The sequence below is a fragment of the Kitasatospora sp. NPDC004289 genome, from assembly GCF_053602875.1.
This window is the reverse complement of the sequence record NZ_JBSGEL010000045.1, coordinates 24,421-49,314: the sequence shown is the minus strand read 5'-3', so window position 1 is coordinate 49,314 and position 24,894 is coordinate 24,421. Positions and strand designations below refer to the sequence as shown.

Below are 24,894 nucleotides of genomic sequence, written 5' to 3'. Positions count from 1 at the left end.
GCTCGTCCCGCCGCCCGTGGGGAAGCGGTTGGGGTGAACCGCCGTCCGGTGTCCGGGCGGTTCGTTGGGACGAGTGAAGCGAGGGGCGGAATTGGTCGGCAGCCTTGTCCGGGAGCGCCGATCAACCCCGCCGGAGCGGGAGTTGATCGGCCGGCGGCGCCTGGTGCCCGCTCAGAGCCTCGACGCGATCGCGGTGGCCAGCGTGACGAGGCCGGTGCGGATCCGGGCGGAGCTCTCGTCGGGCACCCCCTTGTCGGCGAGCGGGTCGAAGGCGTAGTTGACGGCGAAGTTCACCGAGCCCTTACGCACGTACAGGTGGGCACCGATCTTGGCCTGGTCGTACAGGGCCAGGTCACCCACGCCGGGCACCGGCGTCCCGGGCTTGGTGGCCTGGCTGACCTCGTAGGGCAGCAGGTTGACGATGACGAACCGGCCCTTGGCAGCATACCGGTAGCTGCACTGCGTGAGGCTGGGCAAGGGAGTGTCGTCCCGCTGCCCCTCGACCACCTGCCCGAGGAGCGCCCCGACCTCCTCCTTCGTCGCCAACGCGCAGACGTCCAGCGCCGGTTTCGTGGGTTCGGCCTGCGCGGACCCGCCGGTGCTCCCCGCACAGCCGCTCAGCGCGACCAGGAGCACCAGCCCCAGCACCCCCCGCGGCGAGCCCTTCCGCACCGACTTCCCAGACCACACCATGACCGGCCCCTCCCGCCCGTTCCGTCGTCGCGGCGCTCCGGGCACAGAAGGCCTTCACCAAGAGCGACATGACGATCCGTCAGATGCGAGCCAGCGTAGTACGGCCACTGAACCGTTTCTTTCAGATCACCGGATCGTTGGATCGCGACGCGCCGGAGTCCGAGAACGTCATGGCTCGCATCCGCACCCACCTGCGAAGGCGCCGCACCACCCTCAGCCCCTGGGGCTGCCGGCCCAGGGCATCTCCGTCGACCCGGACGCCGTGAATCCGGTGGCGCCCCACTCGGCGCCCCAATCCCTGCCGGTCCAGTCACGGCGGGGCGACCAGAGCGGCCGGGGCGTTGCGGGGCCCCACACCGCGGGGTCCGCACGCACCAGGAGTTCCGCCTCGGCGGCGTACCCACCCGTCAGCACGGTCACCAGGAAGTCCGCGAAGCCACCGCCGAAGTGATCGAGCCGGTCCTCGAAGAACACCGTCACCGGCCACTTGTCGGGATCCGGTCCGATCGTCCGCCAACAGCACTGGTCGTGGTTGCTGTTCCAGCCCCAGGGCAGCAGGCCGCCCGGGTCCGGGAAGATCGGCGTGGGGCCCGGTTGCCCCCACCGGTGTTCCTCGCCCTCGACCTGATCGCGAAAGCTGATATCGGTGTCGTAGCGCCACCAGGCCAGACCACTCGGTTCGATGCCGTGCGATTCCGCTGTCGGGGTGTCCACACCCCACTCGCCATTCAGCACCACCCCGCCGTACAGGTCGATGAACGCTCGGTAATCCGAGGGAAGTTGGACACCCATCTCAACGGGTGCCAGCTCCCACGGAACCCGGGCCGGGACGTAGAGCGGCTCCCCCATGATCGCCCGAAGTCGATCCCACGCCTCCGTCATCCCCTTGCCTTCCTGCCGACCAGTCGGACACGCCGTTGCGCACCCTAGAGGACGACTCGGACAGGCAGCTCATGAAGGTGGTGGTTCCTGAGGCTCGACGATCCGGAAGAGAGGGCCTAACCCGACGCCGGGCGGATCTGCGGGAAGGGGCGGGTGCGGCGGGGCAGCAGGTTGTGCGCCGGGTCGCGGTCCAGGACGAAGGCGCGGACCAGCGGGTCGAGCCGGTGGCCGCCGGGGCGTTCGCCGTGCCGGAGCACGCCGGCCTCCACCAGCTCCTGCACCGGCTCCTCGTGCTCCGCCAGCAGCGGCTCCTGGGCCCAGAGTTCGCGCACCGGGATCCGGGCCAGGCGGTCGAGCAGTTCGGCCGCGGCGGTGCCGAGGGCGAGGTGGGCGGAGTTGAGCGACTCCCGCATGGAGAGGTCCCCGACGGCCAACCAGTCCAGCAGCGCGGCCGGTTCGGCCAGTCGTGCCACCGCCCAGCGCAGCGGCAGCTCGGGGCGGGGCAGCAGTTTGCGGGTGGCGATGTCCAGGGCCAGCGGGAGGTCGCCGCAGAGCTCCGCCAGCCGGTCGGCGGCGATCGGATCGGCCCCGGCCCGCTCCGGCAGCACGGCGGCGATCAGGCGCAGCGACTCGGCGCGGTCCAGCGGGTCCAGTCGCAGCCGCCGGACGTCGCGCAGGCCGAGCAGGGCGGAGCGGCTGACGACCAGGGTGGTGCTGGTCGCGCTGTCGGTGAGCAGCGGCCGCACCTGGCGCTCGCAGTGCACGTTCTCCAGCAGCACCAGCACCCGGCGGCGGGCGATCAACGAGCGGTAGAGCGCCGCGCGTTGGTCGGCCGCCACGGGGACCCGCGGCCACTCGACGCCGAGCGCGGCCAGGAAGGAGCCGAGCAGTCCGGACAGGTCGTAGTCCTGCTCGGCCAGCGGCCCGAGGTCGGCGTAGAGCTGACCGTCCACCATGGCGGGGGCCAGGTCGTGCGCGTGCCGCAGCGCCAGCCCGCTCTTGCCGACCCCGACCGGCCCGCTGATCACCACCGGGCTCCCGCCGGGGCCGCCGAGCCGTCCGAGCTCGGCCTCGCGACCGACCAACCCGTGCGGGCGGAGCGGTAGTTGGACGGGCACGGACGGGCCGCCGGGCGGCGCCGCGTGGTCCGGGGCCACCGGCAGCACGTACGGGCTCGCGCCTGCGGCCTCGTCCGCGCCCGTTCCGGGCAGGTCGGTACGCTCCCGCCCGGGCGCCCGGCCGTTCATCCACGAGGTCAACCCGGAGGCGCCGGGCTCCTCCTGCACCGCGTCGGCGGGTGCCGCCGGCCGGCTGCCGATCACCGGCACGCCGCCCCGCGCCGCGGCCTCCAGCCAGCGCCGCCGCCACTCCTCCCGCTCGCCGCCGCAGGCGGCGACGTAGGCCAGCGCGACCTGGAGGGTGGGCAGGCGGTGTCCGTTCGCCGCGCTGGAGAGCACCGAGGCGGAGTACATGGCGGTGCGCGCCATGTCCCGGTAGGTCGGGCTGCCCGCCTCGGTACGCAGACGGCGGAGCCGGTCGGCGAACTCCGCCACCGCTCCGCCCGAGGCGTCCACCGGTCTCTCGGGTCTCCCCATGTGCCCATCCCCTTCCCTCGTCCTGATCAAGGAGGAAGTACGCAGACGGGGGAGTGGACCGCCGGGTGTCTCCCCGCGGTCCACTCCCCCGTGTGTCGGTGCGTCAGGCGGCGTTCGCCCCCCGCATGCCCAGGTGGGCGCAGAGCGCGGCCACCAGGCCGACGACCCCGCAGACCCACCAGATCCCGTTCCCGAGCGTGCTCCAGGCGAGCACCCCCAGGGTCGGGCCGAGCGCCAGCCCGACCCCGAACCCGGCCTGGTGCGCCGCGATGTAACGGGCCTTCACCGCCGCCGGGTAGGTGGCCGGGTGGGCGAACATCGTCGGCCCGCTGATCATCACGCCGAACACGAACACCACCGTGCAGAGCACGATCGTCACCGCGGAGCCGAACGGCAGGCCGTACCCGGCCACCCCGAGGGCCATCAGCGCGGTGCCGACGCCGCCCGCCAGGTACGGCGGCCAGCGCTTCACGTAGCTGGTGAGCTTGAGCTCGCAGCTGATCAGGATCACCGAGGAGGCGGTCAGCACCGTGCTGTAGAGCGCGGTCGGGTGCCCCTCGGAGCTGATCTTCAGCGGCAGCGCCACCGTGTACTGGACGTAGATCACCGAGCCCAGCAGCACCGAGGCGAGGAAGGCCAGGTACTTGCGGTCGCGCAGCAGCGTCCCGTAGCCGCCCTTCGGCCCCTTCTCCTCCTCGTCCTCGTCCACCGGCGCCGCCACCTTCGGCAGCAGGGTGAGCGCGAGCAGCGCGTAGACCAGTGCGGTGGCCGCGTCCAGGTAGAACAGCAGGTCCCAGTCGAGCAGGATCAGCCCGGCCGCGATCAGCGGGCTGAGCGCGGCGCCGCCGTTCAGGGCGATCCGCATCATCGAGAAGCCCATCACCCGGTGCTCGGCCGGGATCAGGTCGCTCAGCAGCACCGAGGCCGCCGGGCGGTAGCTCTGGGTGGCCAGGCCGGCCAGCGCCACGGCCACCAGCAGCAGCGGGAACCGGCCCGCACCGCTGAGGGTCGGGATCAGCACCAGGATCACCGCCGAGGTGGCCATCGCCCCGGTGATGGTGGCCCTGGGGCCGTACCGCTGGACCAGTTCGCCGCCCAGGATGGTGCCGAGCACCGCTCCGACGCTGTAGGCGGTCAGGGCCAGTCCGGCGTGCCCGACCGACAGCCCACGGGCCGTCAGGTAGAGCACCAGGAAGGTCTGGACGAAGGCGCCCATCTGGTTGATCAGGACACCGCCCAGCAGGTACCGGACGGAGACCGGCGTCTGCCGCAGCGTGGCGAACACCCCCGGTGGGGGTGGTGCCGGTTTCGTCGTGCCGCTCTCGGCCGTGGTGGTCACTGGCTCGTCCTCGCTCCCTGCCGGCTGTGCTCGGATGTGGTGCGCGGGCGGGCGGCTCCCTGGCCACCCACCCGCCTCAACTTCCGGTCATTGCAGCGGAGTCGGCGATTGACCGACAGGGTTGACCGGCCCGGCCGATCAACCCTGCCGATCAACCCGGTCATCCAACCCGGTCGTCCACCGGGCCGCCGGCCGGCCGGCCGTCAGCCGGGTCAGCGGCTGAAGGCGCCGTTCACCGTGCCGAAGTCCAGCGCCCCGGCCAGCTCGTTGTAGCTGCCGTGGGTCACCAGCTCCTCGGCCGCGCGCTGCGCCAGCGTGTACGCGGCCTGCGCCACGGCGGTGCCCACGCTCACCCGGCGGACCCCGGCGGCCTCGAACTCGGCCACCGTCGGCGCCCCCGGCCCGGCCATCACGTTGACCGGGAGCGGCTGGCCCTCGACCAGCTCCGCGATCACCGCGAGGTCCAGCAGCCCCGGTACGAAGAGGCCGTCCGCCCCGGCCTCGGCGTAGACGGCGGCCCGAGCCAGCACGTCGTCCGCGCGGCCCGCCTCCTCACCGATCCCGAACAGGAACACGTCGGTGCGCAGGTTCACCACCAGCTCCGGCAGCCCGGCCCGCTCGGCCGCCGCGCGGGCCGCCCGGATCCGCTCGGCCTGCTCCTCGGCGGAGAACAGCGTGAAATCCGGCTTGGAGTCCTCCAGGTTGATCCCGACCGCACCGGCCGCGATCACCGCCTCCACGGTGGCCGCCACGTCCTCCGGCGCGGGCCCGTACCCACCCTCGACGTCCGCCGTCACCGGCAGCTCCACCGCCGCCGCGATCCGGCGCACCTGCTCCACCATCTCGTCCCGGCTCAGCGCCTGCTGGTCCGGCTTCCCCTGCGACCACGACACCCCGCCGCTGGTGGTGGCGATCGCCTTGACCCCCGCCCGCGCGATCAACGCCGCACTTCCGGCGTCCCAGGCGTTCGGCAGCACCAGCACGCCGTCCTTGTGCAACTCCCGCAGCACGACGGCCCTGGACTGCTGACTATCCGTCACGATGAACACACCTCTCCCTGGAGCATTTGGGCGGTATCGTCCCGAGGCGGTCATGTGACGGTCAACACAGGCGAACGCACTCCATCACGTTCGATTGCGTTCACCGGCCCGCTGTGCCCGGCCGCCTATCAAGAACGGCGCACCAGCACGAACAGGGTCACGAACAGCGCCCAGATGAACCCGCCACCCACAAGCAGAGCCAAGCCGAACATGAGCAGCAATGCCCGTCGTGCCGCGCGCACGGGCGTCACCGCTTGCCCAGTGCTATAGAACACAAACGCGAGGGCGACGAAACTGCGAGCGATGAACCTCTTCCATCCACCTTTGAGGCCCAACAGGTCGAGCACAGAGTCGCCGAGCTGCTCGACCACCTTGAGTCCGCTCTCGTTGGAAGTAGCCTTGTGCAGAAGGGTGTTGTCGGCCTGCCCTCGCAACTGGGTCAGATGGTCCAGCATCCACTGACGCGGCTCCGCCCCGGCAGGCGCCTCGGCGAGCAGGACGGCCTCATGCAGCTCCCGCTCCAGTTGGCGGAACTCCTCGTCCTCGGTGCGCAGGAAGAGATGCAGCAGATGGTGAGCCGCGTCCAGCCGCCCCCAGGCGAAGTCGTTGTGGCGCCACTTTCCGTTGAAGAAGGCTGCGAAGTGCTGGAACCGGATTCCGTAGAGCTTGCGGTCACCGAGCCCGGCGTACTGCTGTTCGTTGAAGAGCCGACTCATCTTGTCCGGCCCGAGCCGGAGGAACTCGAACTCGGGCATAAGCGGGTCGAGCAGCTTCCACGGGGGAGCATAGGCCCGAGTGACCACCTCGATCGCCAGGCAGGTCGCGACGGTCTTCTCCGGAGTTTGCCGGCTCGGCAGTCCAGCCAAGGACAAGGCCTTCGTGTAATCGATGGCCGCCAGACGGATCAGATTGAGCAGCTGGTCCGGGACGTCCAGGTCCTCGAAGACCGCATGGATCAGATCCGCCGTCTCCTCGTCCGAGAGCTCCCGGTCCGAACTCCGCCGACGCAACTCGGTGAGGTAGGCACGCTGAATCGCCATCAGCTTGCGCAAACGGTCCGTCACCTGCCGAGCTCCCGTGGCCAGGCTTTCCAGGGCCCCGGCGTGCTGCTCGGAATCCTTGCGCTCGTCGATCTCGTTGAGCCGGAGGTGCAGCTGAACGCTGAGGTACTGCAGGACACGCTCGGCCGTAACCAGACCCCAGCGCCACTGGTTGTCGAACGGGCGGAAGATCGACACCGAGTCCTTAGAGGGCACCCAGTTCGGGGCCGGGATCCCGGCCTCAGGATCCACTGCTGGCCTGGACGCACCGCGCGGCACCGGTGCCCGGTCGATGATCCGGTCGAGCTGGGCGGCATCCGCTTCCGGAGTGACTACCAACGAGACCTCCGCCCGCTCGTCCGCGAGCTGCCTTCGCACCTCGAAGAGGACGGCCCTGGCGCGGTTGCGGCGGTACTCGCCCAAGAGCTTGTCCGCAATCAGATCAAGCTCCTTGGCGAGGACGTCATCCTTCCCGACACGGTCGAGGAGGTCGAGCTGAATGTCCCTGGTGCTGTTGGCAAGACGGTTGCACAACTCCTCGGTACTGGTCCGGAAGTCCACCTCCTGCGGATATCGTGCCGCGCTGAGCGCCGTCCGGAACCACTTGTCTTCCCGAGGCGGCTCCTCGTCGTCGTGCCGCTCACGCAGGCCCGACGAAGGGACGACGTAGACCACAACCCGGCGCACCGGATTCTCGAAGGTCCGCTGGGAGATCGTCTCCAGCACCGGGCTGAAGGGGGCGTTGTTGAGCACCCCGGCATCCATCACATCGCTTGCGGGGTCGTCCAGGGACGCGCGCGGCTGCAACCGGAAATCCATCAGCGGGTACTCGCTCACGGGCGGGAAGGCCCCCGGAAAGCTGCCGCTCGCCCGTGCGGCCTGCACCAAGGCCATGTCCTTGTCGGTTCGGAAGTCCGCCCGCTCGGCGTTGACGAACTTCCAACTGCCGTCCCTCTGCTGCACGTAGTCGACAGCCTTGACATCGTGCCGGAAGCAGTAGAGCCGCCGGTGATCGTGCACCTCGAACTGGTTGCCGAACCCGTCCAGGTACGACCGTGGGCGGCCGTCCACGGAGGTGGCCGGCAGGTACAGGGTGACAGGGGTCTGGGTGCAGTCCGCGCCAAGGCCGATCCTGTTGACCGCCTCGGTCAGCTTGGACTGGAAGGCCTCGCCACTGAGCACACTGTTGCCCGACCGAGGCTCCAGCAACTTACCGAGGGATGCCGACTCGTCCCAGACCTCGCGCAGGTACGGCAGGCGGGCCCCCCGGCCGAGCGCGGTGGCCAGCATCATCCCGTTGATCCCCCCTGCCGAGGAGCCAGCCACCACATCGATGACCACACGCGTCCGAGCCGCCGCCGCAAGCCGCTTCCAGATCCGGAACACCGGCTGGTCTTCCGGCCGGACGGTGTCCTCGCTGGCACCGCTGGTTGCATGCCGAAGCAGATCCAGCTCGTGAACAACTCCTCCCATCCAAACGGCGAGGCTGACCCCACCGTTGAGGACGAGGGCGAGGCGGGTCTCGTGCCTGACGGGGTAATCATCTGCCATATCGGCACGCTAGGGCGGAAGTTGGCTACTCCGCGCGCTATAGGAAGCGTGTCCTTCGCATCGGAACCGATTGTTCATCCGATCGGGTCAAGAGAGCAGCAGCGGCATGTCCCAGCCCGAGTCCGTGCCCCGGGTGGCGTAGGAGTCCAGGGCGAGGGCGACGCCGGCCGCGCCGTCCAGGTAGCCGGAGACGTCGCTGCCGTAGTCGGCCTTGGTCATGGTGAAGCGGTAGCCGAAGGGGAGGGCGGGGTCGAAGGAGGAGACCAGGCGGGCGGCCAGCTGGTCGCGGACGCGTTCGATCCGCTCCTCGCCGAACTCCTCGTTCAGCCGGCCGAGTTGGTGCAGGGCTCCGGCCCAGCCGTGGCAGAGGGCGTGGTCGTGCAGGCCCCAGGTGTCCAGGGGTGTGGTGAGCAGGCGCTCCACCGAGCGGCGGGCCAGGCCGGTCCATTCCGGGCGGTCGAGGGCCAGGCCGGCGAGCTGGACGGCGCGGGAGACGCCCGGGGCGCCGTAACACCAGGACGGCCAGCCGGGCGGGGCGTCGAAGGCCTCGGGGCCGGCCAGGTACTGGCGCAGCGTCAGGTGCGGCGGCCAGTACGGCCCCCGGGCGTCGCGGACCGCCCATCGGGCGAGCAGCGCGGCGTCCGCCTCGATCGCCTCCGCCTGGCCGGGCAGCCGCACGCCCTGCCGCCAGGCCAGTGCGAGCAGCGCGAGCGGGCCGGCCACGCCGTGCGAGATGCCGAGGTTGAGGTGACCGTCGGGGAACTCGGCCTCGGAGCCGGTCCGGGGCGCGTCCAGCGACCACCAGCGCGGCACCCGGTGGCCTCGGTGCTCCACCTCGCCGAGGGAGAGCCCGATCAGGTAGCCGAGCACCGCCTCCAGCTCCGGCCCGCAGACCTCCGCCCTAGCCAGCAGGTACCGGCCGACCCCGGTCATGCCGCGGACCACCTCGTAGTGGCCGATGGTGGTGAGCGGGGCGTCGGTCACGGCGGGCAGCGCGGTGCGGACCAACTCCCGCTGGTAGTCGTCGAGTCGGTGCAGTGCGGAGACGTAGCCTCCGGTGGCCCGGTGCGCCAGCAGCACCGCGAAGGCCAGCGCTCCCGGCCCCTTGAAGATCCCGCTGGCCACCGTGCCGCCCTCCGCGACCGCCCTGGTCGCCTGCCCCAGGTACGCGTGCGCCCGGGCAGCGCGCGCCTCGGCCGGCCAGGCCCCGCCGCTGAACGCGATGGCCAGCCCGGGGCTCCCGCTCCCCAGGGTCAGCTCGGCCCAGACGTTCTCCCCCCGTCCGCCCTCCGCCGCCTCGTCCGGGATCGCGGTCGCGGCGGCGGTCGCCACCGGATCGGCCAGCCGGTCGAGCACGGCCGCCGACACGGCCCCGGCCCGCTCGCGCAGATCGGCACGGTCAGGAGTGGTCATCGGGCTTTCCTTCCAAGGGAGTTGGGATCCGGAGCAAAACCGAACGGAACCGCCGTGCGGTGCGGCGCAGGCACAGCCGGGGCGGCGCGGAAGCGCGCGGCGGACACGGCCCGTGTCCGCCTCACCCCGCGCCCGCGCCCGTACGGCGACGGCCCAGTACCGTCCGCGCGGCACCGCGCAGCACCGCGTAGCCGCGCGCCTCCGCCGCGGGGTCGGTACCGAACAGGCGGTTGTGCCGCATGTGCAGCAGGGAGTGCAGCGCCTCGTCCCGGTCGGCCGTCGGGGCCGCGAGGATCGACTCCCCGTAGGTGCGCGGCGCGTCCGAGCCCCACACCGCCGTCAGCTGCGGCATCCCCAACCGCTCGCAGGCCTCCGCGAAGCCGCCCGGCCGCAGCAGCCCGTCGGCCAGCGCCCGGTGGCGCTGGTACAGCTCGTGGTCCGGGCCCTTGGTGAAGGCGTGGTCGACCCAGGAGCACCAGTCCCAGTCCCCCAGGGAGGCGAGCAACAGCCCGTGCCCGAAGGCCGCCAGGACTTCGTCCGGCACGGCCGCCGCGCCGGCCCGCCGGGCCCCGAGCTGCACCAGCGCCGAGCGGCTGTCCGTCTGGAAGAGCCGCTCCACCGCCTCCTGGAGCGCCTCGCCCCCGTACCGGTCGCTCTCCGGCCGGTAGCCGTCGAGCAGGACGGTGCGCACCGCCCCGGCCTCGACCAGCCGCCGGACGCCGCGCGCCAGCGCGGGCAGCACCCGCCCGTGCAGCGCCACCGGGTCGGCGCTGTGCAGCCGCAGCCTCAGGTGCGGCTGCGGGTCGCGGTAGCGCAGGAAGAACCAGCGGTCGACGTCCTCCTCCACCTCGGCCAGCAGGGCGGGCAGGTGCGCGGCCAACAGCGCGTCGTGGGAGGCCGGTTCGGCGTACAGCTTGAGGTGCAGCCACTCCTCCCCCGGCAGGAACACCGCGCTCGGCGCGCGCCGCAGCGGCGCCCGCTCCTCGGCCGGCGGACGGGGGACGGGCGCACCGGCCCGGGCCAGCGGGACCACGATCTCGGTGGCGTGCCCGGAGTTCCACCCCAGCCGCGCCGGATCGGCCGTCAGGTCCTCGTACAGCACGAACCTCGGCTGGGCGGCGGTCAGTTCGGAGCGCAGCAGCTCCCGGTCCCAGGGTTCGCGCAGGTCGACGGGGTACATCTGGTCGTTGCGGGCGATCTGCAGCCGGTCCGGCACCCGGTACCGCCGCCGCCACTCCCCCAGCTCGCCCTCCCAGGCGGCCGTCCCGGCGGTCCCGGCCGCCTCCCGCAGCCGCCGCCCGGCCAGCCAGCGGGCCGGGGAGACCAGCACCCGCCCGTAGCGGACGGCCGGCAGGTACGGCAGGGTGTCCAGCCCGGCCCAGTCCCAGCCGGTCCAGACCCGGGGCCGGGCGGCGGCCAGCTCGACCAGGAAGCGGGCCACCGGCGGGGCCTGGGCGTCCAGGGCCAGCATGTGCGGCAGCACGGGGACCACCTGACGGCCCGTCGGGCCGTGCAGCAGCCGCAGGCCGTCGGCCCCGGCGGCGACCAGCAGGGTGCGCCAGTCCAGGCAGTGCGGGTCCGTCCGGTCGTCCGGCAGTCCGACGGGTATCCGGTGCGGGAGCAGCCGCGGCACCTGGACGATGTTGAGCGAGCGCGGGTCGGTCGGGGCGATCTCCAGCTGCGCCAACAGCGCGTCCTGGTCCGCCGGTTCGGCCACCAGCCGGGCGAGCGAGTCGGTCAGCCCGGCGGCCTCGGCGAAGCGCCCGGCCGTCGCGCCCGCCGTCCAGGAGCCGATGTGTGGGCTGCCGAGCAGCAGGTACTCGCCCCGGTCCAGGGCGTCGGTGCCCTCGGCGAGCAGCTGGAAGCAGAGCTCCAGGGTGCGCGGCGGCCGGGCGGACGGGTCGTGCTCGGCCAGCCGCCCGATCCGCCGCACGTCGGCGTCGGTGAGCACCAGGTCACCGCCCTCCAGCACGGCCTGCTGCACGAGTTCGGCGATCGCGGCCCGGCGCGGCCGGTCGGCCTCGGCACCGGGGCCGGTGCGGGGGTACGGGTCCTCGGCGGTGTACTCGGGCGGCAGGCCCAGGCCCCGGTGCGGGTCGATCAGGTCCGCCAGCGGGACGGCCGAGGCGGTGCCGTAGCGCTCGACGAAGCGGTCGCGGTAGTCCCGCAGGTGGGCCAGGCTGCCCCACTCCGGGGTCATCGCCCAGACCGCGGCGGCGTAGCGGCGCACCTCCTCGCCCACCGAGGCGGGCAGCACCGTCTCCCCGGGAAAGGTCAGGTCGACCTGGACGGGCGGCCGTTGGTGCTCGTCGGCGGCCGGGTCGGCCGGGTCGAGGGCGCGGACGGCCGCCACCAGCGCCCGCCAGGAGTCCCGGCCCTCCCCCGGCAGGTCGCGTTCGTGCGCGGCGGCCGCGCGACGGACGGCCCGCAGGCCCTCGGCCGCGCCGGGCACCGCGCCATCGACCGCCGCCTCGATCCGGTCCAGGTGGGCCGTGTCGATCCGGTGCGGGGTGAGCGAGGTCCGCAGGAAGCCGTGCTGGACCAGCCCGGCCAGCAGTCCGTCCAGCCGCTCGGCGCCGACGGCGGGGAAACGCTCCGTCAGGTGCGCCAGCAGCGCCGCGTAGCCGACCGGGGCGGCGCCCGCCCGCTCGCGCACGGCGGCGACCACGGCGTTGTCCCGGACGGAGACCTCGCGGCCCTCGGCGTCCCGGGTGAGGCGGCCGTCGCGGAGCACGGCCAGGTCGTCCAGCACCACGTCCACCCGGCGGCGCACCTCGGGCACGGCCAGCCAGTCCAGCACCCGCCGGTGCAGCCAGCCGCCGTCCACCCGGACCGAGACCCGTCCCGGACCGACCGGGCCGGCCTTGGCCACCTCGCCGAAGCGGGCCCGGCCGACGCCGGCGAACAGGCCGAAGGGGGTCGGGCGTCCGCCGGAGCGACGGGCGTAGCGGGTGAGGGTGCGGGCCGCGCTGAGCGTGCGTCTGCGGCCGAGCGCTGCGGCGCCCTCGTCCTCCGCCAGCCGCCGCAGGCTCGACTCCAGGCTTCCGCTGGCCACTTCGACCGCCTGCCGGAGCAGCGGCCGGCCGGCCAGTTCCCGTATCCCGGCCAGCGGTGCCGTCGGGTCGATCCGGGCCTCGGCCTCGGCGCGCGGCGTGCTCGCCGTCCGCACCAGCACCGGCTCCCGCACCTCGAAGATGTCCCACTCAGCTCGCACCGCGTCCGTCCCCGTCCTGGCTGCCGTTCACCCCGTACACGCGGACGCGGAGCGGGCCGGGGGCCCGCTCCGCGTCCGTCACTCAGTCACTCAGCAACAGACCGGGCAGCGGGTGCCGATCGCGTAGCTGCTGGGCGAGGTGTAGGTGCCCTGGCCGAACTGCTGGGTCCCCTCCGAGACCTCGGAGATCCGCAGGTCCAGGTCCAGGTCGGCCGCGTCGTCCTGGAACATGATCTCGTCGCGCATGATCCCTCCCAAGGGATGTGTGGGGGCTGCGGGCCCTCGACGAAACGTTCGGTAGTTCGTCCCCGCAGTCACACCATTCCCCGCACACTTTCCCCACGGTGAGTCCCGTACCGGCCAAGCTGACACACCTTCACCACCCGCCCCGGACCAGCACCGGAGCCCCACCAGCACCGTCCGCACCACCCGTCGCCGTGGTGACCGGCCCGAACGTTTGGCGGTCCACCATCAGGCCGTAAACGCACCACCGTCCCTTTCCTGCGGCACATGCCACCGTTGGCCGGAACCGGTCGGGTCAGAGGGCGGGGATCACCTCCCGGCCGTAGGCGTCGATGGTCCCCTCGATCGCGTCGTGCATCGCGTAGACCGCGAACTGGTCGACGCCGAGCTCGCGCAGCTGCCGGAGCTTGGCCAGGTGCGCCTCGGGCGGGCCGATCAGGCAGAAGCGGTCCACGATGGCGTCGGGGACGAAGGCGGTGTCGGGGTTGTCCGCGCGGCCGTGGTGGGAGTAGTCGTAGCCCTTGCGGTCGCGGATGTAGTCGGTGAGCTCGTCGGGCACCAGCCCCGAGTGCTCGCCGTAGCGCCCGACCAGGTCGGCCACGTGGTTGCCGACCATGCCGCCGAACCAGCGGCACTGTTCGCGGGCGTGGGCCAGCGCCTGCGGCGAGTCGTCCTCGGTGACGTAGGCGGGCGCCGCCACGCAGACCGTGATGCCCGCCGGGTCCCGGCCCGCCTTCTCGGCTGCCGAGCGCACCGCCTTGACCATCCACTCCGTCAGGAAGGGATCGGCCAGCTGCAGGATGAAGCCGTCCGCCTGACGGCCCGCCAGGTCCAGCGCCCTGGGCCCGTACGCACCCATCCAGACCGGCAGCTCGGCGCCCTCCTCGACCCAGGGGATCCGCAGCGGGCTGCCGTCCACCTCGGCCTCCCGGCCCTCGGCGAGCTCCTTGATCGCGTGCATCGCGGCCGACAGCCGGTCCAGGGTGGCGGGCCGGCGGCCGGCCACCCGCATCGCGGAGTCGCCGCGCCCGATGCCGCAGACGGTGCGGTTGCCGTACATCGAGTTGAGGGTGGCGAACAGCGAGGCCGTCACCTCCCAGGTCCGGGTGCCCGGGTTGGTCACCATCGGGCCGACGGTCAGGCGGGAGGTCTCGGCCAGGATCCGGCTGTAGATGACGAACGGCTCCTGCCAGAGCACCACCGAGTCGAAGGTCCACCCGTGGGTGAAGCCGGCCGCCTCGGCCCGCTTCATCCGCTCCACCAGGAGCCGGGCCGGCGGGTCGGTCTGCAGGACGAGTCCGATGTCCAAGGTCACGCTCCTCTAGAGGTACTGACAGGTCGAGCGCGGCTGGTACCGGCCGTGGCCGGGCCGCCCGAGGTACACGCCGTCGTCCACCACGACCGTCCCCCGGGAGAGCACGGTGCGGGCCCGGCCGGTGAGCCGGCGGCCCTCGTAGGCCGAGTAGTCCACGTTCATGTGGTGGGTGGCGGCCGAGACCGTCTGCTCGGCCGCCGGGTCGTAGACCACCAGGTCGGCGTCGGCCCCCGGGGCGACGGTGCCCTTGCGCGGGTAGAGGCCGAACATCCGGGCCGGGGTGGCGCAGGCGATCTCGATCCACCGACGCCGCGTCAGGTGGCCGTCCAGCACCGCCTGGTGCAGCAGGTCCATCCGGTTCTCCACGCCCGGCAGCCCGTTCGGGATCTTGGAGAAGTCCCCGCGCCCGAGCTCCTTCTGCCCGACGAAGCAGAACGGGCAGTGGTCGGTGGAGACCACCTGGAGATCGTTGGTGCGCAGGCCCCGCCAGAGCGCGGCCTGGTGCTCGCGCGGGCGCAGCGGCGTGGAGCAGACGTACTTGGCGCCCTCGAAGCCCGGTTCGGCCAGGTTGTCCGTGGAGAGGTAGAGGTACTGCGGGCAGGTCTCGCCGAAGACCGGCAGCCCCTCGTCCCGGGCCTTCGCCAGCTCGGCCACCGCCGAGGCGGCCGAGACGTGCACCACGTAGAGCGGGGAGCCCGCCACCTGCGAGAGCTTGACCGCCCGGTGGGTGGCCTCGGCCTCCAGCAGCTCCCGCCGCACCTCGCCGTGGTAGCGCGGGTCGGTCCGGCCGGCCGCCAGCGCCTGCTCCACCAGCACGTCGATGGCGATGCCGTTCTCGGCGTGCATCATGATCAGCCCGCCGTTGGCCGCGCCGCGCTGCATGGCCCGCAGGATCTGGCCGTCGTCGCTGTAGAAGACGCCGGGGTAGGCCATGAAGAGCTTGAACGAGGTGACGCCCTCGTCCACCAGCAGGTCCATCTCCTTGAGGCTGGCGTCGTTGACGTCGCCCAGGATCATGTGGAAGGAGTAGTCGATCGCGCAGACCCCGGCCGCCTTCTCGTGCCAGGCGTCCAGCCCGGCCCGCAGCGAGGAGCCGACCGACTGCACCGCGAAGTCCACGATGGTGGTGGTGCCGCCGAAGGCGGCGGCCCGGGTGCCGGTCTCGAAGGTGTCGCTGGCCTCGGTGCCGCCGAACGGCAGCTGCATGTGGGTGTGGGCGTCCACCCCGCCCGGGATCACGTACAGTCCGGTGGCGTCGATCACCCGGTCCGCCGTCCAGGCGTCGGCGGCGTCGCTCCCGGTGGCGGCCAGGGCCACCACCTGCTCGCCCTCCACCAGGACGTCCGCGTGCATCTCCTCGGCGGCGGTGATCACCAGGCCGCCGCGGATGACCGTCCTGCTCATCCGACGCCCCCTCAGGCTTCCGTCAGCGGGCCGTAGGCGTCCGGACGGCGGTCCCGGTAGAACGCCCACTGCTGGCGGACCTGCTCGATCAGCCCCATGTCCAGGTCGCGGACCACCAGCTCCTCGTCCTTGTCGGACGCCACGTCACCGACGAACTGCCCGCGCGGGTCGACGAAGTAGGAGGTGCCGTAGAAGTCGTTGTCGCCGTACTCCTCGGTGCCGACCCGGTTGATCGCGGCCACGAAGTACTCGTTGGCCACCGCGGCGGCCGGCTGCTCCAGCTGCCAGAGGTAGGCCGACAGCCCGCGGCTGGTGGCCGAGGGGTTGTAGACGATCTCCGCCCCGGCCAGGCCCAGCGCCCGCCAGCCCTCCGGGAAGTGCCGGTCGTAGCAGATGTACACCCCGACCTTCCCGACGGCGGTGTCGAAGACCGGCCAGCCGAGGTTCCCGGGCTTGAAGTAGTACTTCTCCCAGAATCCCTTCACCTGCGGGATGTGGTGCTTGCGGTACTTGCCGAGGTACGACCCGTCGGCGTCGATCACCGCGGCGGTGTTGTAGTAGAAGCCCGCCTGCTCCACCTCGTACACCGGCACCACGATCACCAGGCCGAGCTCCTTGGCCAGCGCCTGCATCCGGCGCACCGTCGGGCCGTCCGGCACCGGCTCCGCCCAGCGGTAGTGCTCGGGCTCCTGGACCTGGCAGAAGTAGGGGGAGTTGAAGACCTCCTGGAACCCGATGACCTGCGCGCCCTGCGCGGCGGCGTCCCGCGCCGCCTGCTCGTGGACCGCCAGCATCGCCTCCTGGTCACCCGCCCAGGAGGTCTGGAACAGGGCAGCGCGTACCACTCGACTCATCGTCCGCTCCTCGCTGTAGAGAGCTGAGGCTAGGAGTTCTTCCACTCGCACCCGGGGATTACGCGCCCGACGCCGCCGGGATTCCCCCACCTGATCCGCTTCCGATCCCCTCCCCCGCCCCTTTGCCCAAGACGATCTCGACCAGGCAAGATGTCCCGGTGACCCTCCTGGACCTGATGCCGAAGCCCGCCACCCCCGACGCGCTGTACGAGACCTTCGCCGAATGGGCGCAGGACCGCGGCATCACGCTCTACCCCGCCCAGGAGGAGGCGCTGATCGAGCTGGTCTCGGGGAACAACGTCATCCTCGCCACCCCCACCGGCTCCGGAAAGAGCCTGGTGGCGGCCGGTGCGCACTTCGCCGCGCTGGCCGAGGGCAAGCGGACCTTCTACACCGCGCCGATCAAGGCGCTGGTCTCGGAGAAGTTCTTCGACCTGGTGAAGGTCTTCGGCACCGAGCAGGTCGGCATGATGACGGGTGACGCCAGCGTCAACCCGACCGCCCCGATCATCTGCTGCACCGCCGAGGTGCTGGCCAACATCGCGCTGCGCGACGGCGACCGGGCCGACATCGGCCAGGTGGTGATGGACGAGTTCCACTTCTACGCCGAGCCGGACCGCGGCTGGGCCTGGCAGATCCCGATCCTGGAGCTGCCGCAGGTGCAGTTCCTGCTGATGTCCGCCACCCTCGGCGACGTCCGTCGCTTCGAGGAGGACCTGACCCGCCGCACCGGCCGCCCGACCACCGTGGTCCGCTCGGCCACCCGCCCGGTCCCGCTGTTCTACGAGTACCGCCGCACCAACATCCACGACACCCTGGAGGAGCTGCTGAAGACCGGTCAGGCGCCGGTCTACGTGGTGCACTTCACCCAGAAGGAAGCCGTCGAGCGGGCACAGTCGTTGATGAGCATCAACATGTGTTCCAAGGCGGAGAAGGACGCCATCGCCGACCTGATCGGCGGCTTCCGTTTCACCACCAAGTTCGGCCGCAACCTCTCGCGCTACGTGCGGCACGGCATCGGCGTGCACCACGCGGGCATGCTGCCCAAGTACCGGCGCCTGGTCGAGCGCCTCGCCCAGGCCGGTCTGCTGAAGGTGATCTGCGGCACCGACACGCTCGGCGTCGGCGTCAACGTGCCGATCCGCACGGTGCTGTTCACCGCGCTCTCCAAGTACGACGGCCAGCGGGTCCGGATGCTCCGGGCCCGGGAGTTCCACCAGATCGCCGGCCGGGCCGGCCGGGCCGGGTTCGACACCGTCGGCCAGGTGGTGGCCCAGGCCCCCGAGCACGTGATCGAGAACGACAAGGCCGTCGCCAAGGCCGGTGACGACCCGAAGAAGAAGCGCAAGGTGGTCCGGAAGAAGGCCCCGGACGGCTTCGTCTCCTGGTCCGAGGAGACCTTCGAGAAGCTGATCGCGGCCGACCCGGAGCCGCTGGTCTCCCGCTTCAAGGTCAGCCACGCCATGCTGCTCTCGGTCATCGGCCGCCCCGGCAACGCCTTCGAGGCGATGCGCAAGCTGCTGACGGACAACCACGAGGACAAGGCCGCCCAGCGCCGCCACATCCGCACGGCGATCGCCATCTACCGCTCGCTGCTGGACGGCGGCGTGGTCGAGCGGCTGCCGGAGCCGGACGCCGAGGGCCGGATCGTCCGCCTCACCGTGGACCTCCAGGAGAACTTCGCGCTCAACCAGCCGCTCTCCACCTTCGCGCTGGCCTCCTTCGAGCTGCTCGACCAGGAGTCCCCCGCCTACGCGATGGACGTGGTCTCGGTGGTCGAGGCCACGCTCGACGACCCGCGCCAGATCCTCGCCGCCCAGCAGAACAAGGCGCGCGGCGAGGCGATCGGCGAGATGAAGCGGGACGGCATCGAGTACGAGGAGCGGATGGAGCGGCTCCAGGAGGTCACCTACCCCAAGCCGCTGGAGGAGCTGCTCACCCACGCCTACGAGGTCTACCGCCGGGCCCACCCGTGGATCGGCGACCACCAGCTGGCCCCCAAGTCGGTGGTCCGCGACCTGTACGAGCGGGCCATGACCTTCTCGGACTACGTCGGCTTCTACGAGCTGGCCCGGACCGAGGGCATCGTGCTGCGGTACCTGGCCGGCGCCTTCAAGGCGCTGGAGCAGACCGTCCCCGACGACCTGAAGACCGACGACCTCAAGGACGTCATCGCCTGGCTCGGCGAGCTGGTCCGCCAGGTCGACTCCAGCCTGCTGGACGAGTGGGAGCAGCTGGCCAACCCGACCGACCCGGCCACCCCCGAGGTCCGCCTCGACGAAAAGCCCGCTCCGGTCACCGCCAACGCCCGGGCCTTCCGGGTGCTGGTGCGCAACGAGATGTTCCGCCGGGTGGAGCTCTGCGCCCTCGAACGCTGGTCCGAGCTGGGCGAGTTGGACGACGAGTACGGCTGGGACGCGGACCGCTGGGCGGACGCCATGGACCCGTACTGGGACGAGCACGACGACCTGGGCACCGGCCCGGACGCCCGCGGCCCCAAGATGCTGCTGATCGAGGAGGACCCGGAGGAGGGCTCCTGGCGGGTGCGGCAGATCTTCGACGACCCGGCCGGGGACCACGACTGGGGCATCAGCGCCGAGGTCGACCTCTACGGCTCGGACGAGGAGGGCCGCGCCGTCCTGCGCGTCACCGCCGTCAACCGCCTGGACGGCTGACGACTGACGGCCGACGGGGCACGAGGGGCTGCCCGAACGGGCAGCCCCCTGCCCGAACGTAACCATCGCACACGCCCGAAGCGTCCTTGTGACTGATCGTCAGTTCACGAGCGAGGACATCCAGGGGCGGTAGCGGTGGCAGGAATCGGGCGGACCGGACGGGTACGACTCTCGGTGGGGGCGGTGGCGGCCGCCGTGACGGTGGTCCTGGCGGTGACCACCGCCGGCGGCGGCAGACCCGCCGTCACGACGGTGGGCGCCACGGCCTCCGCCACCACCACTCCACCCGCTCCCGCCCCTACCCCGTCCCCCTCCCCGTCCCCCTCGCCCAGCTGGGACGGGCAGGTCCGGGTGATCGGCGACGGCTCCACCTCCTACACCGGGCCGCAGCCCGGCCAGCCGGCGGTGGAGAAGCTGGCGCCCGGTCAGAAGCCGCCGCAGTTCGTGGTGTTCTCCTGGGACGGGGCGCTCGAGAACGACGACCACCTGTTCTCCCGCTTCCGCAAGGTGGCCCGGGAGAACAACGCGGACATGACCTTCTTCCTCACCGGCATCTACCTGGTGCCCAAGAGCAAACGCACCCTCTACCGCCCGCCGCAGCACGCCCCGGGCGAGGCGGCGATCTCCTTCCCCACCGACGGCCACATCGAGGAGACCCTGCACGAGCTGGGCGAGGCCTGGCGCGAGGGCAACGAGATCGGCACCCACTTCAACGGCCACTTCTGCGAGGCCAAGGGCGGCGGCCAGTGGAGCGTCGAGGAGTGGCGCTCGGAGATCGACCAGGCCTACTCCTTCGTGGAGAACTGGAAGACCAACACCGGCCTGGCCTCCGTACCGCCGCTGCCCTTCGACTTCCGCAAGGACCTGGCCGGCGGCCGGGCCCCCTGTCTGGAGGGCCAGAAGAACCTGCTGGCCGCCGCAAAGAACTACGGCTGGCGCTACGACGCCAGCTCCACCGGGGAGTTCCAGGTCTGGCCGGTCAAGAAGGAGGGCATCTGGAACTTCCCGCTCCAACTGCTCCCCTACCCCGGGCGCGCCACCCAGGTGCTCTCGATGGACTTCAACTTCCTGGCCAACCAGTCCGGCGACACCACCGAGGGCGACCCGCGCAAGTACCCCACCTGGCTGAAGGAGACCCGGGACGGCTACCTGAACGGCTTCGAGCGGGTCTACAACGGCAGCCGGGCACCGCTGTTCATCGGCAACCACTTCGAGACCTGGAACGGCGGCATCTACATGCAGGCCATCGAGGACGTGGTGAAGTCGGTCTGCCGCCGCGAGGGCGTGCGCTGCGTCTCCTTCCGCCAACTGGCCGACTGGCTCGACGCCCAGGACCCGAAGGTCCTGGACCAGCTCCGCCAGCTCGACCCGGCGCAGCCCCTGGACTGGGCCAAGTAGGGGTCACACCGGGGGCGCGAGGCTCTGCTGATTTGCGGCTCCGCCGCGTGGGCGCGCAGCGGTAGGAGGCGACCCAAGTGCCGGGTACGGGGATTCACTTGCACGTGAGCGTCCGTACCCGGCAGACGGGCCAGCTCCTTCCGCCTCGCGCAGTTCCTCGCGCCCCTGGGCTCACGCGTTCACGCGTTCACGCGTTCACGTACCCGGCCCAGACCGCCGCCGGATAGCTCCAGTCCGGGGTGTCCGGGCCGGCCCCGGCCAGCCCCTCCAGGCTCGACAGCTGCATGGTCTTCGGGTCCATCCGGAACACCGTCACGGCGGTGGACACCCCGCCCGCGTAACCGACGAACCAACCTGCCGTCCGGTCCTGGGTGGTGCCGGTCTTGCCCGCCACCTGCGGCCCGGCGGCCCGCGCCGCCCCCGCCGTGCCCTCCCGCACCGCCCCCTTGAGCGCCTCGTCCACCTGCCGCGCCACCTCCGGCTTCAACACCCGTGCGGCAGCCGGGAGTCGGAGCGCCACCGGCTCCCCGCCCCGGGTCACCGAGCTGACCGAGTACGGGTCCGTCCGCAGGCCCTCGTCGGCGAAAGCGGTGTAGGCCCCGGCCGTCCGGATCGCGCTCGGCCGGGAGTTGCCGAGGGCGAAGGCCGGGACCGCCTCGCCCAGGGTGGCGGGCAGGATGCCGAGGTCGAGCGCGGTGCGGCGGACGAGGTCCAGGCCGACGTCCAGGCCGAGTTGGGCCATCGGGCCGTTGACGGACTGCTCGACGGCGGTGCGCAGCGCGATGGTGCCGTAGGAGCGCCGCCCGTCGTTGACGGCGGTCACGATCTTGCCGTTGCGACCCCAGTACGGCCCCTCCGGCGTCATCACGTTGATGCCGTCGTTGCCGTCGTACGGCGTCCCGGGGGTGACGGGCGTCCTGGCCGCACCGCGCTTGCGCTGCGCCCCGTGGTCGAGGCCGGCCGCGTAGACGATCGGCCCGAAGGCCGAACCGGCGGGCACGTTCGAGGTGTTGGCGTTGTTGAACCCCTGTTTGAGGTAGTCAGGACCGCCGTACAGCGCGAGGATCCGGCCGTCGTTGGCCACGCTCGCCGCCCCCACCCGGACGTTGACGTCGGCGGGGCGTTGGGCGGCGTCCAGCTTCTTCCCCTGCTCCTCGACCGCCCGGCCGAGCGCGGCGGTCCGCTCCCGCTCGAAGGTGGTGCGGATCTGGTAGCCGCCGAGGTCGAGCTGGGCCGCCGAGGGCCCGCCGTTGGCCTCCAGGTAGGAGCGGGCCAGGTCGACCAGGTAGCCGGTCTGCCCGCTCAGCCCGGTCTGCGGCTGACGCTCCTTCGGCTCGGGGAACTCGGTGTACCGGGCCCGCTCCTCCCGGCTCAGGTGGCCCGTCTCCACCATCCGGTCCAGCGTCCAGGACCACCGGTCCACCGCCCGCTTGCGGTTCTCCGGGCTCAGCACCGGGTCGTAGAGCCCCGCCCCCTTCAACACCGCCGCCAGGAAGGCGCCTTCGCTCGGGCCGAGCTCGGAGGCGTGCTTGCCGTAGTAGGCGAGCGCGGCCCGCTCGATGCCGTAACTCCCGCGCCCGAACCAGCTGGTGTTGAGGTAGCCGGCCAGGATCTCGTCCTTGCTCAGCCTGCGGTCGAGCTTCACCGCGATGAAGGCCTCGTCGACCTTGCGGCCCAGGCTCTGCTCCTGGTTGAGGTAGATGTTCTTCACGTACTGCTGGGTGATGGTCGACCCGCCCTGGGTGTCGCCACCGGTCACCAGCGTGAGCGCCGCCCGGCCGATCCCCTTCACCGAGATCCCCGGATCCGAGTAGAACGACGCGTTCTCGGCCGACAGCACCGCCCACCGCACCGACTCCGGCACCGTCTCCAGCGGCACCTCCTGACGGTTCACCAGCCCCGTGCGGGCCATCTCGGTGCCGTCCGCCCAGAAGTAGACGTTGTTCTGCTGGGTGGCGAAGGAGTTGAGGTCCTTCGGTATGTCGGTCACCGCGTACCGCCAGCACACCGCCCCGCCCACCAGGGCCGTCCCCAGCGCCGCGGTTCCGAGCACCTGCCGCCAGGACGGTAACCAGCGGCGCACCCCGCGCCGCCCCCGCCGTGGGTACTCCGGTCGCCATCGCACAGTCGTCTCCCCGTTCGTCGGTAGTCGCACCAGTCGTCCCTACCAACACACGCACCGCACACCCGTTCAGGTCCCGACGCCGCCACGTGATCGCGCTCACATCCCGGGAGTGGCTCCCGGGAAGCCGGGTAGGCGAGGCCGCAGAGCGCGCCCCGGCGACCGGCCGCGGCGCGGGAACGAGAGGAGACAGAGCCATGAGCCACGACGCCACCGGCCTCTGGCAGTTCAGCGACGCCTCGGGCCTCGTCTCGGGCGCCGACCTGGTCGGCTACGCGGTCGACGCCGGCGACGGCCACATCGGCAAGGTCCACCGCCTCTCCGAAGAGGTCGACGCCAGCCACCTGGTGGTCGACACCGGCCCCTGGATCTTCGGCAAGCACGTGCTCCTCCCCGCCGGCACCGTCCTGCGCATCGACCACGAGGAGGAACGCATCCAGGTCGCCCGCACCAAGGACGAGATCAAGCACGCCCCCGAGTACGTCCCCGACCCCCCGGCCGGCACCGACTACCGCGACCAGTACACCCACTACTACGCCCCGTTCGGCGGCGGCCCGCTGCTCTGATCCGAGCCTGCCGGTCACGCCGGTGACCGAACGTCAGAACTGACCGGGGTGGGGTCCGACGCGCACCGTCGGACCCCACCCCGCTTCCACCGCGAGCTCACCGCTCCGTTCTCAGTAGTCGCCGCCCTTGCCACCGGCGCCGTTCTCCGCCCCGGCCGCACCGGGATTGCCCTTCTTGCTGGCGCCGCCCGCACCGCCCTGGGCGATGAGCTCGACGGCGGCGGTGGCGGACGCATCGCCCGACTCGCCGCCGGCCGCGCCGGTCTTCCATCGGCTGTCGCCGGCGCCTCCTCCTCCGCCACCGACTGCGGCTCCCCCACCGCCGCCGCCCCCACCGCCCCGAGAACCCTTGCCACCGCCCTTGCCGCCGTCACCGCCGGTGAGCGTGAGGGTCCCGCCGGACACCCGGCTCGCGCCGCCGGCCTCGCCGGTGCCGAGGTTCGTGCTCCCGCTCCCGTAGCCACCGCGGCCGCCGACGGCCGCGCCCCCACCGCCGCCTCCGACTCCAGCGCTGCCGCCCAGGCCACCCCGGCCACCGGTCACCGTGATGTCCGAGGCGTCGCCACCCGTCACCACGCCTCCGTCCGCGACGCCCGCACCGCCCCCACCCGCGAAGTCGAAGGGCCCTCCGTAGGGGCCGTCCGCGCCGGAGATGCCGATGGTCGCGCTACTGGCGCCCGTGGTGTCGACCGTGCCTCCCGACACCCCCGCTCCGCCCCGGACACCCCCACGTTCGCCGTCGAAGGCCAGGAGCGCCGTTCCACCGTCGACGGTGACCGAGCCGCGCGAGCCCGGCCCGCCGGCCGCAACGTCACCCTGGCCGCCCCTGGCCTCCAGCACGAGGTCCCCGTGGGCGGTGACGCTCCCCCCGGACTCGATGCCCGTTCCGCCCGCCCCTCCCGGACCTCCTCGGAGGGAGACGGCGGTGCTGCCGCCCTCAGCGGTGATGCTGCCGCCCTTGCCGATCCCCGGGCCTCCGGTGGTCCCCTGGCCGCCGTGGGCCACGACGGTCGCCGTTCCGCCGCCGACGGTCACGCGGCCGCTCTCCCCGATCGCCGCCGCCCCCGAGCTGACGTTGTCTCCCCCGGAACTGCCCATCAGGCCGATGACGGCGGTGCCTCCGTGGGTGGTGATGCTGCCGCCGCCCAGCAGGGCTGCCCTGGCACTGGGAAACCCTCCCTGCGGAACGGCCAGCACGATCAGGGTGTCCTCGGCTCCGTTCCCGGCGAGGTCCACCGCGGCCCTGACGCTGCCGCCGCGCACCAGCACCTTGTGGTCGGTCCCGTCCTGGAGGGTCAGCGGTGAGGTCAGGTCGCCGTCGCAGACGATGACGGCCTCGCCCTGATCGATCGTCACCGGACCGACCGACGCCGCCTGCGAGAGGGTGCCGGCGGAGCAGTTGCCCGGCAGGACGTCGGCGGTGCCTTCGGCGGTGGCCGGCGGGGCCGAGGTGAGTTGGAGGCCGGCGGTGGCCAGCAGTGCGGCGGCGGCCAGCGCGGCGCGGCGCGCAGCCGGTGCGGGACGTGCGGGACGTGCGGCGAACATGGGCG

The 24,894-nt window shown here is 72.2% G+C and carries 17 protein-coding genes; 3 read left to right on the top strand and 14 right to left on the bottom strand.

The features are described from left to right. Positions 1 to 171 precede the first annotated feature (171 nt). The 12 genes from ACWEPF_RS26790 to ACWEPF_RS26735 form a co-directional block, all read right to left on the bottom strand. Entirely contained in the window at positions 172 to 693 is a 522-nt protein-coding gene (locus tag ACWEPF_RS26790; protein ID WP_452174522.1) for a hypothetical protein, read from the bottom strand. 213 nt (positions 694 to 906) lie between these two features. Further along, positions 907 to 1,575, bottom strand: coding sequence for a hypothetical protein (locus ACWEPF_RS26785; RefSeq protein ID WP_452174521.1), 669 nt, complete (start codon positions 1,573 to 1,575; stop codon positions 907 to 909). Between the two features lie 116 nt (positions 1,576 to 1,691). Beyond that, a complete protein-coding gene (locus tag ACWEPF_RS26780) occupies positions 1,692 to 3,170 on the bottom strand; it encodes an XRE family transcriptional regulator (RefSeq protein ID WP_452174520.1) in 1,479 nt (492 codons plus the stop codon). Positions 3,171 to 3,273: 103 nt separating this feature from the next. Next, positions 3,274 to 4,509, bottom strand: coding sequence for an MFS transporter (locus ACWEPF_RS26775; protein ID WP_452174519.1), 1,236 nt, complete (start codon positions 4,507 to 4,509; stop codon positions 3,274 to 3,276). A gap of 212 nt (positions 4,510 to 4,721) precedes the next feature. After that, positions 4,722 to 5,549, bottom strand: a complete 828-nt coding sequence (locus tag ACWEPF_RS26770) for an isocitrate lyase/PEP mutase family protein (RefSeq protein WP_449797422.1) — start codon at positions 5,547 to 5,549, stop codon at positions 4,722 to 4,724. A gap of 128 nt (positions 5,550 to 5,677) precedes the next feature. Beyond that, complete coding sequence (locus ACWEPF_RS26765) at positions 5,678 to 8,140, bottom strand: DUF3376 domain-containing protein (RefSeq protein ID WP_452174518.1); 2,463 nt, start codon at positions 8,138 to 8,140, stop codon at positions 5,678 to 5,680. Between the two features lie 87 nt (positions 8,141 to 8,227). After that, positions 8,228 to 9,553, bottom strand: a complete 1,326-nt coding sequence (locus ACWEPF_RS26760; protein WP_452174517.1) for a lanthionine synthetase C family protein — start codon at positions 9,551 to 9,553, stop codon at positions 8,228 to 8,230. Positions 9,554 to 9,674: 121 nt separating this feature from the next. Then, positions 9,675 to 12,767 (bottom strand): lantibiotic dehydratase, encoded by a 3,093-nt coding sequence (locus ACWEPF_RS26755; protein WP_452174516.1) that lies wholly within the window; start codon positions 12,765 to 12,767, stop codon positions 9,675 to 9,677. A gap of 90 nt (positions 12,768 to 12,857) precedes the next feature. Next, complete coding sequence (gene lanA, locus ACWEPF_RS26750; protein ID WP_345289681.1) at positions 12,858 to 13,013, bottom strand: SCO0268 family class II lanthipeptide; 156 nt, start codon at positions 13,011 to 13,013, stop codon at positions 12,858 to 12,860. A 292-nt stretch (positions 13,014 to 13,305) separates the two neighbouring features. Then, positions 13,306 to 14,319, bottom strand: coding sequence for a TIGR03842 family LLM class F420-dependent oxidoreductase (locus ACWEPF_RS26745; RefSeq protein WP_449797419.1), 1,014 nt, complete (start codon positions 14,317 to 14,319; stop codon positions 13,306 to 13,308). A gap of 12 nt (positions 14,320 to 14,331) precedes the next feature. Next, positions 14,332 to 15,729: a dihydropyrimidinase gene (gene hydA, locus ACWEPF_RS26740; RefSeq protein WP_452174515.1), complete on the bottom strand. Its 1,398-nt coding sequence runs from the start codon at positions 15,727 to 15,729 to the stop codon at positions 14,332 to 14,334. 11 nt (positions 15,730 to 15,740) lie between these two features. Continuing rightward, the gene (locus ACWEPF_RS26735) at positions 15,741 to 16,583 is read right to left on the bottom strand and encodes a nitrilase-related carbon-nitrogen hydrolase (RefSeq protein WP_449797417.1); all 843 of its coding nucleotides are present in this window, start codon (positions 16,581 to 16,583) and stop codon (positions 15,741 to 15,743) included. A gap of 176 nt (positions 16,584 to 16,759) precedes the next feature. Here ACWEPF_RS26735 and ACWEPF_RS26730 point away from each other — a divergent pair, with 176 nt between their 5' ends. Then, positions 16,760 to 19,258 carry a DEAD/DEAH box helicase gene (locus tag ACWEPF_RS26730; RefSeq protein WP_452174539.1) on the top strand — a complete coding sequence of 833 codons (2,499 nt, stop codon included), beginning with the start codon at positions 16,760 to 16,762 and terminating at the stop codon, positions 19,256 to 19,258. A gap of 135 nt (positions 19,259 to 19,393) precedes the next feature. Then, positions 19,394 to 20,656, top strand: coding sequence for a hypothetical protein (locus ACWEPF_RS26725; protein WP_452174514.1), 1,263 nt, complete (start codon positions 19,394 to 19,396; stop codon positions 20,654 to 20,656). A 187-nt stretch (positions 20,657 to 20,843) separates the two neighbouring features. Here the strand turns inward: ACWEPF_RS26725 and ACWEPF_RS26720 are convergent, their stop codons facing one another. Further along, a complete protein-coding gene (locus tag ACWEPF_RS26720) occupies positions 20,844 to 22,709 on the bottom strand; it encodes a transglycosylase domain-containing protein (protein WP_452174513.1) in 1,866 nt (621 codons plus the stop codon). 266 nt (positions 22,710 to 22,975) lie between these two features. Between ACWEPF_RS26720 and ACWEPF_RS26715 the strand changes: the two genes are divergently transcribed. Then, a complete protein-coding gene (locus ACWEPF_RS26715) occupies positions 22,976 to 23,344 on the top strand; it encodes a PRC-barrel domain-containing protein (RefSeq protein ID WP_452174512.1) in 369 nt (122 codons plus the stop codon). 111 nt (positions 23,345 to 23,455) lie between these two features. On the opposite strand, the gene ACWEPF_RS26710 is transcribed toward ACWEPF_RS26715, so the two are convergent. Beyond that, a complete protein-coding gene (locus ACWEPF_RS26710) occupies positions 23,456 to 24,889 on the bottom strand; it encodes a hypothetical protein (RefSeq protein ID WP_452174511.1) in 1,434 nt (477 codons plus the stop codon). Positions 24,890 to 24,894: the final 5 nt, after the last annotated feature.

What these genes read in the sequence shown, in the direction of transcription:
- ACWEPF_RS26735 (WP_449797417.1), bottom strand. Translation starts at nt 16,583, where the DNA reads ATGAGTCGAGTGGTACGCGCTGCCCTGTTCCAGACCTCCTGGGCGGGT.
- hydA (WP_452174515.1), bottom strand. Translation starts at nt 15,729, where the DNA reads ATGAGCAGGACGGTCATCCGCGGCGGCCTGGTGATCACCGCCGCCGAG.
- ACWEPF_RS26765 (WP_452174518.1), bottom strand. Translation starts at nt 8,140, where the DNA reads ATGGCAGATGATTACCCCGTCAGGCACGAGACCCGCCTCGCCCTCGTC.
- ACWEPF_RS26790 (WP_452174522.1), bottom strand. Translation starts at nt 693, where the DNA reads ATGGTGTGGTCTGGGAAGTCGGTGCGGAAGGGCTCGCCGCGGGGGGTG.
- ACWEPF_RS26760 (WP_452174517.1), bottom strand. Translation starts at nt 9,553, where the DNA reads ATGACCACTCCTGACCGTGCCGATCTGCGCGAGCGGGCCGGGGCCGTG.
- ACWEPF_RS26715 (WP_452174512.1), top strand. Translation starts at nt 22,976, where the DNA reads ATGAGCCACGACGCCACCGGCCTCTGGCAGTTCAGCGACGCCTCGGGC.
- ACWEPF_RS26730 (WP_452174539.1), top strand. Translation starts at nt 16,760, where the DNA reads ATGCCGAAGCCCGCCACCCCCGACGCGCTGTACGAGACCTTCGCCGAA.
- ACWEPF_RS26785 (WP_452174521.1), bottom strand. Translation starts at nt 1,575, where the DNA reads ATGACGGAGGCGTGGGATCGACTTCGGGCGATCATGGGGGAGCCGCTC.
- ACWEPF_RS26710 (WP_452174511.1), bottom strand. Translation starts at nt 24,889, where the DNA reads ATGTTCGCCGCACGTCCCGCACGTCCCGCACCGGCTGCGCGCCGCGCC.
- lanA (WP_345289681.1), bottom strand. Translation starts at nt 13,013, where the DNA reads ATGCGCGACGAGATCATGTTCCAGGACGACGCGGCCGACCTGGACCTG.
- ACWEPF_RS26780 (WP_452174520.1), bottom strand. Translation starts at nt 3,170, where the DNA reads ATGGGGAGACCCGAGAGACCGGTGGACGCCTCGGGCGGAGCGGTGGCG.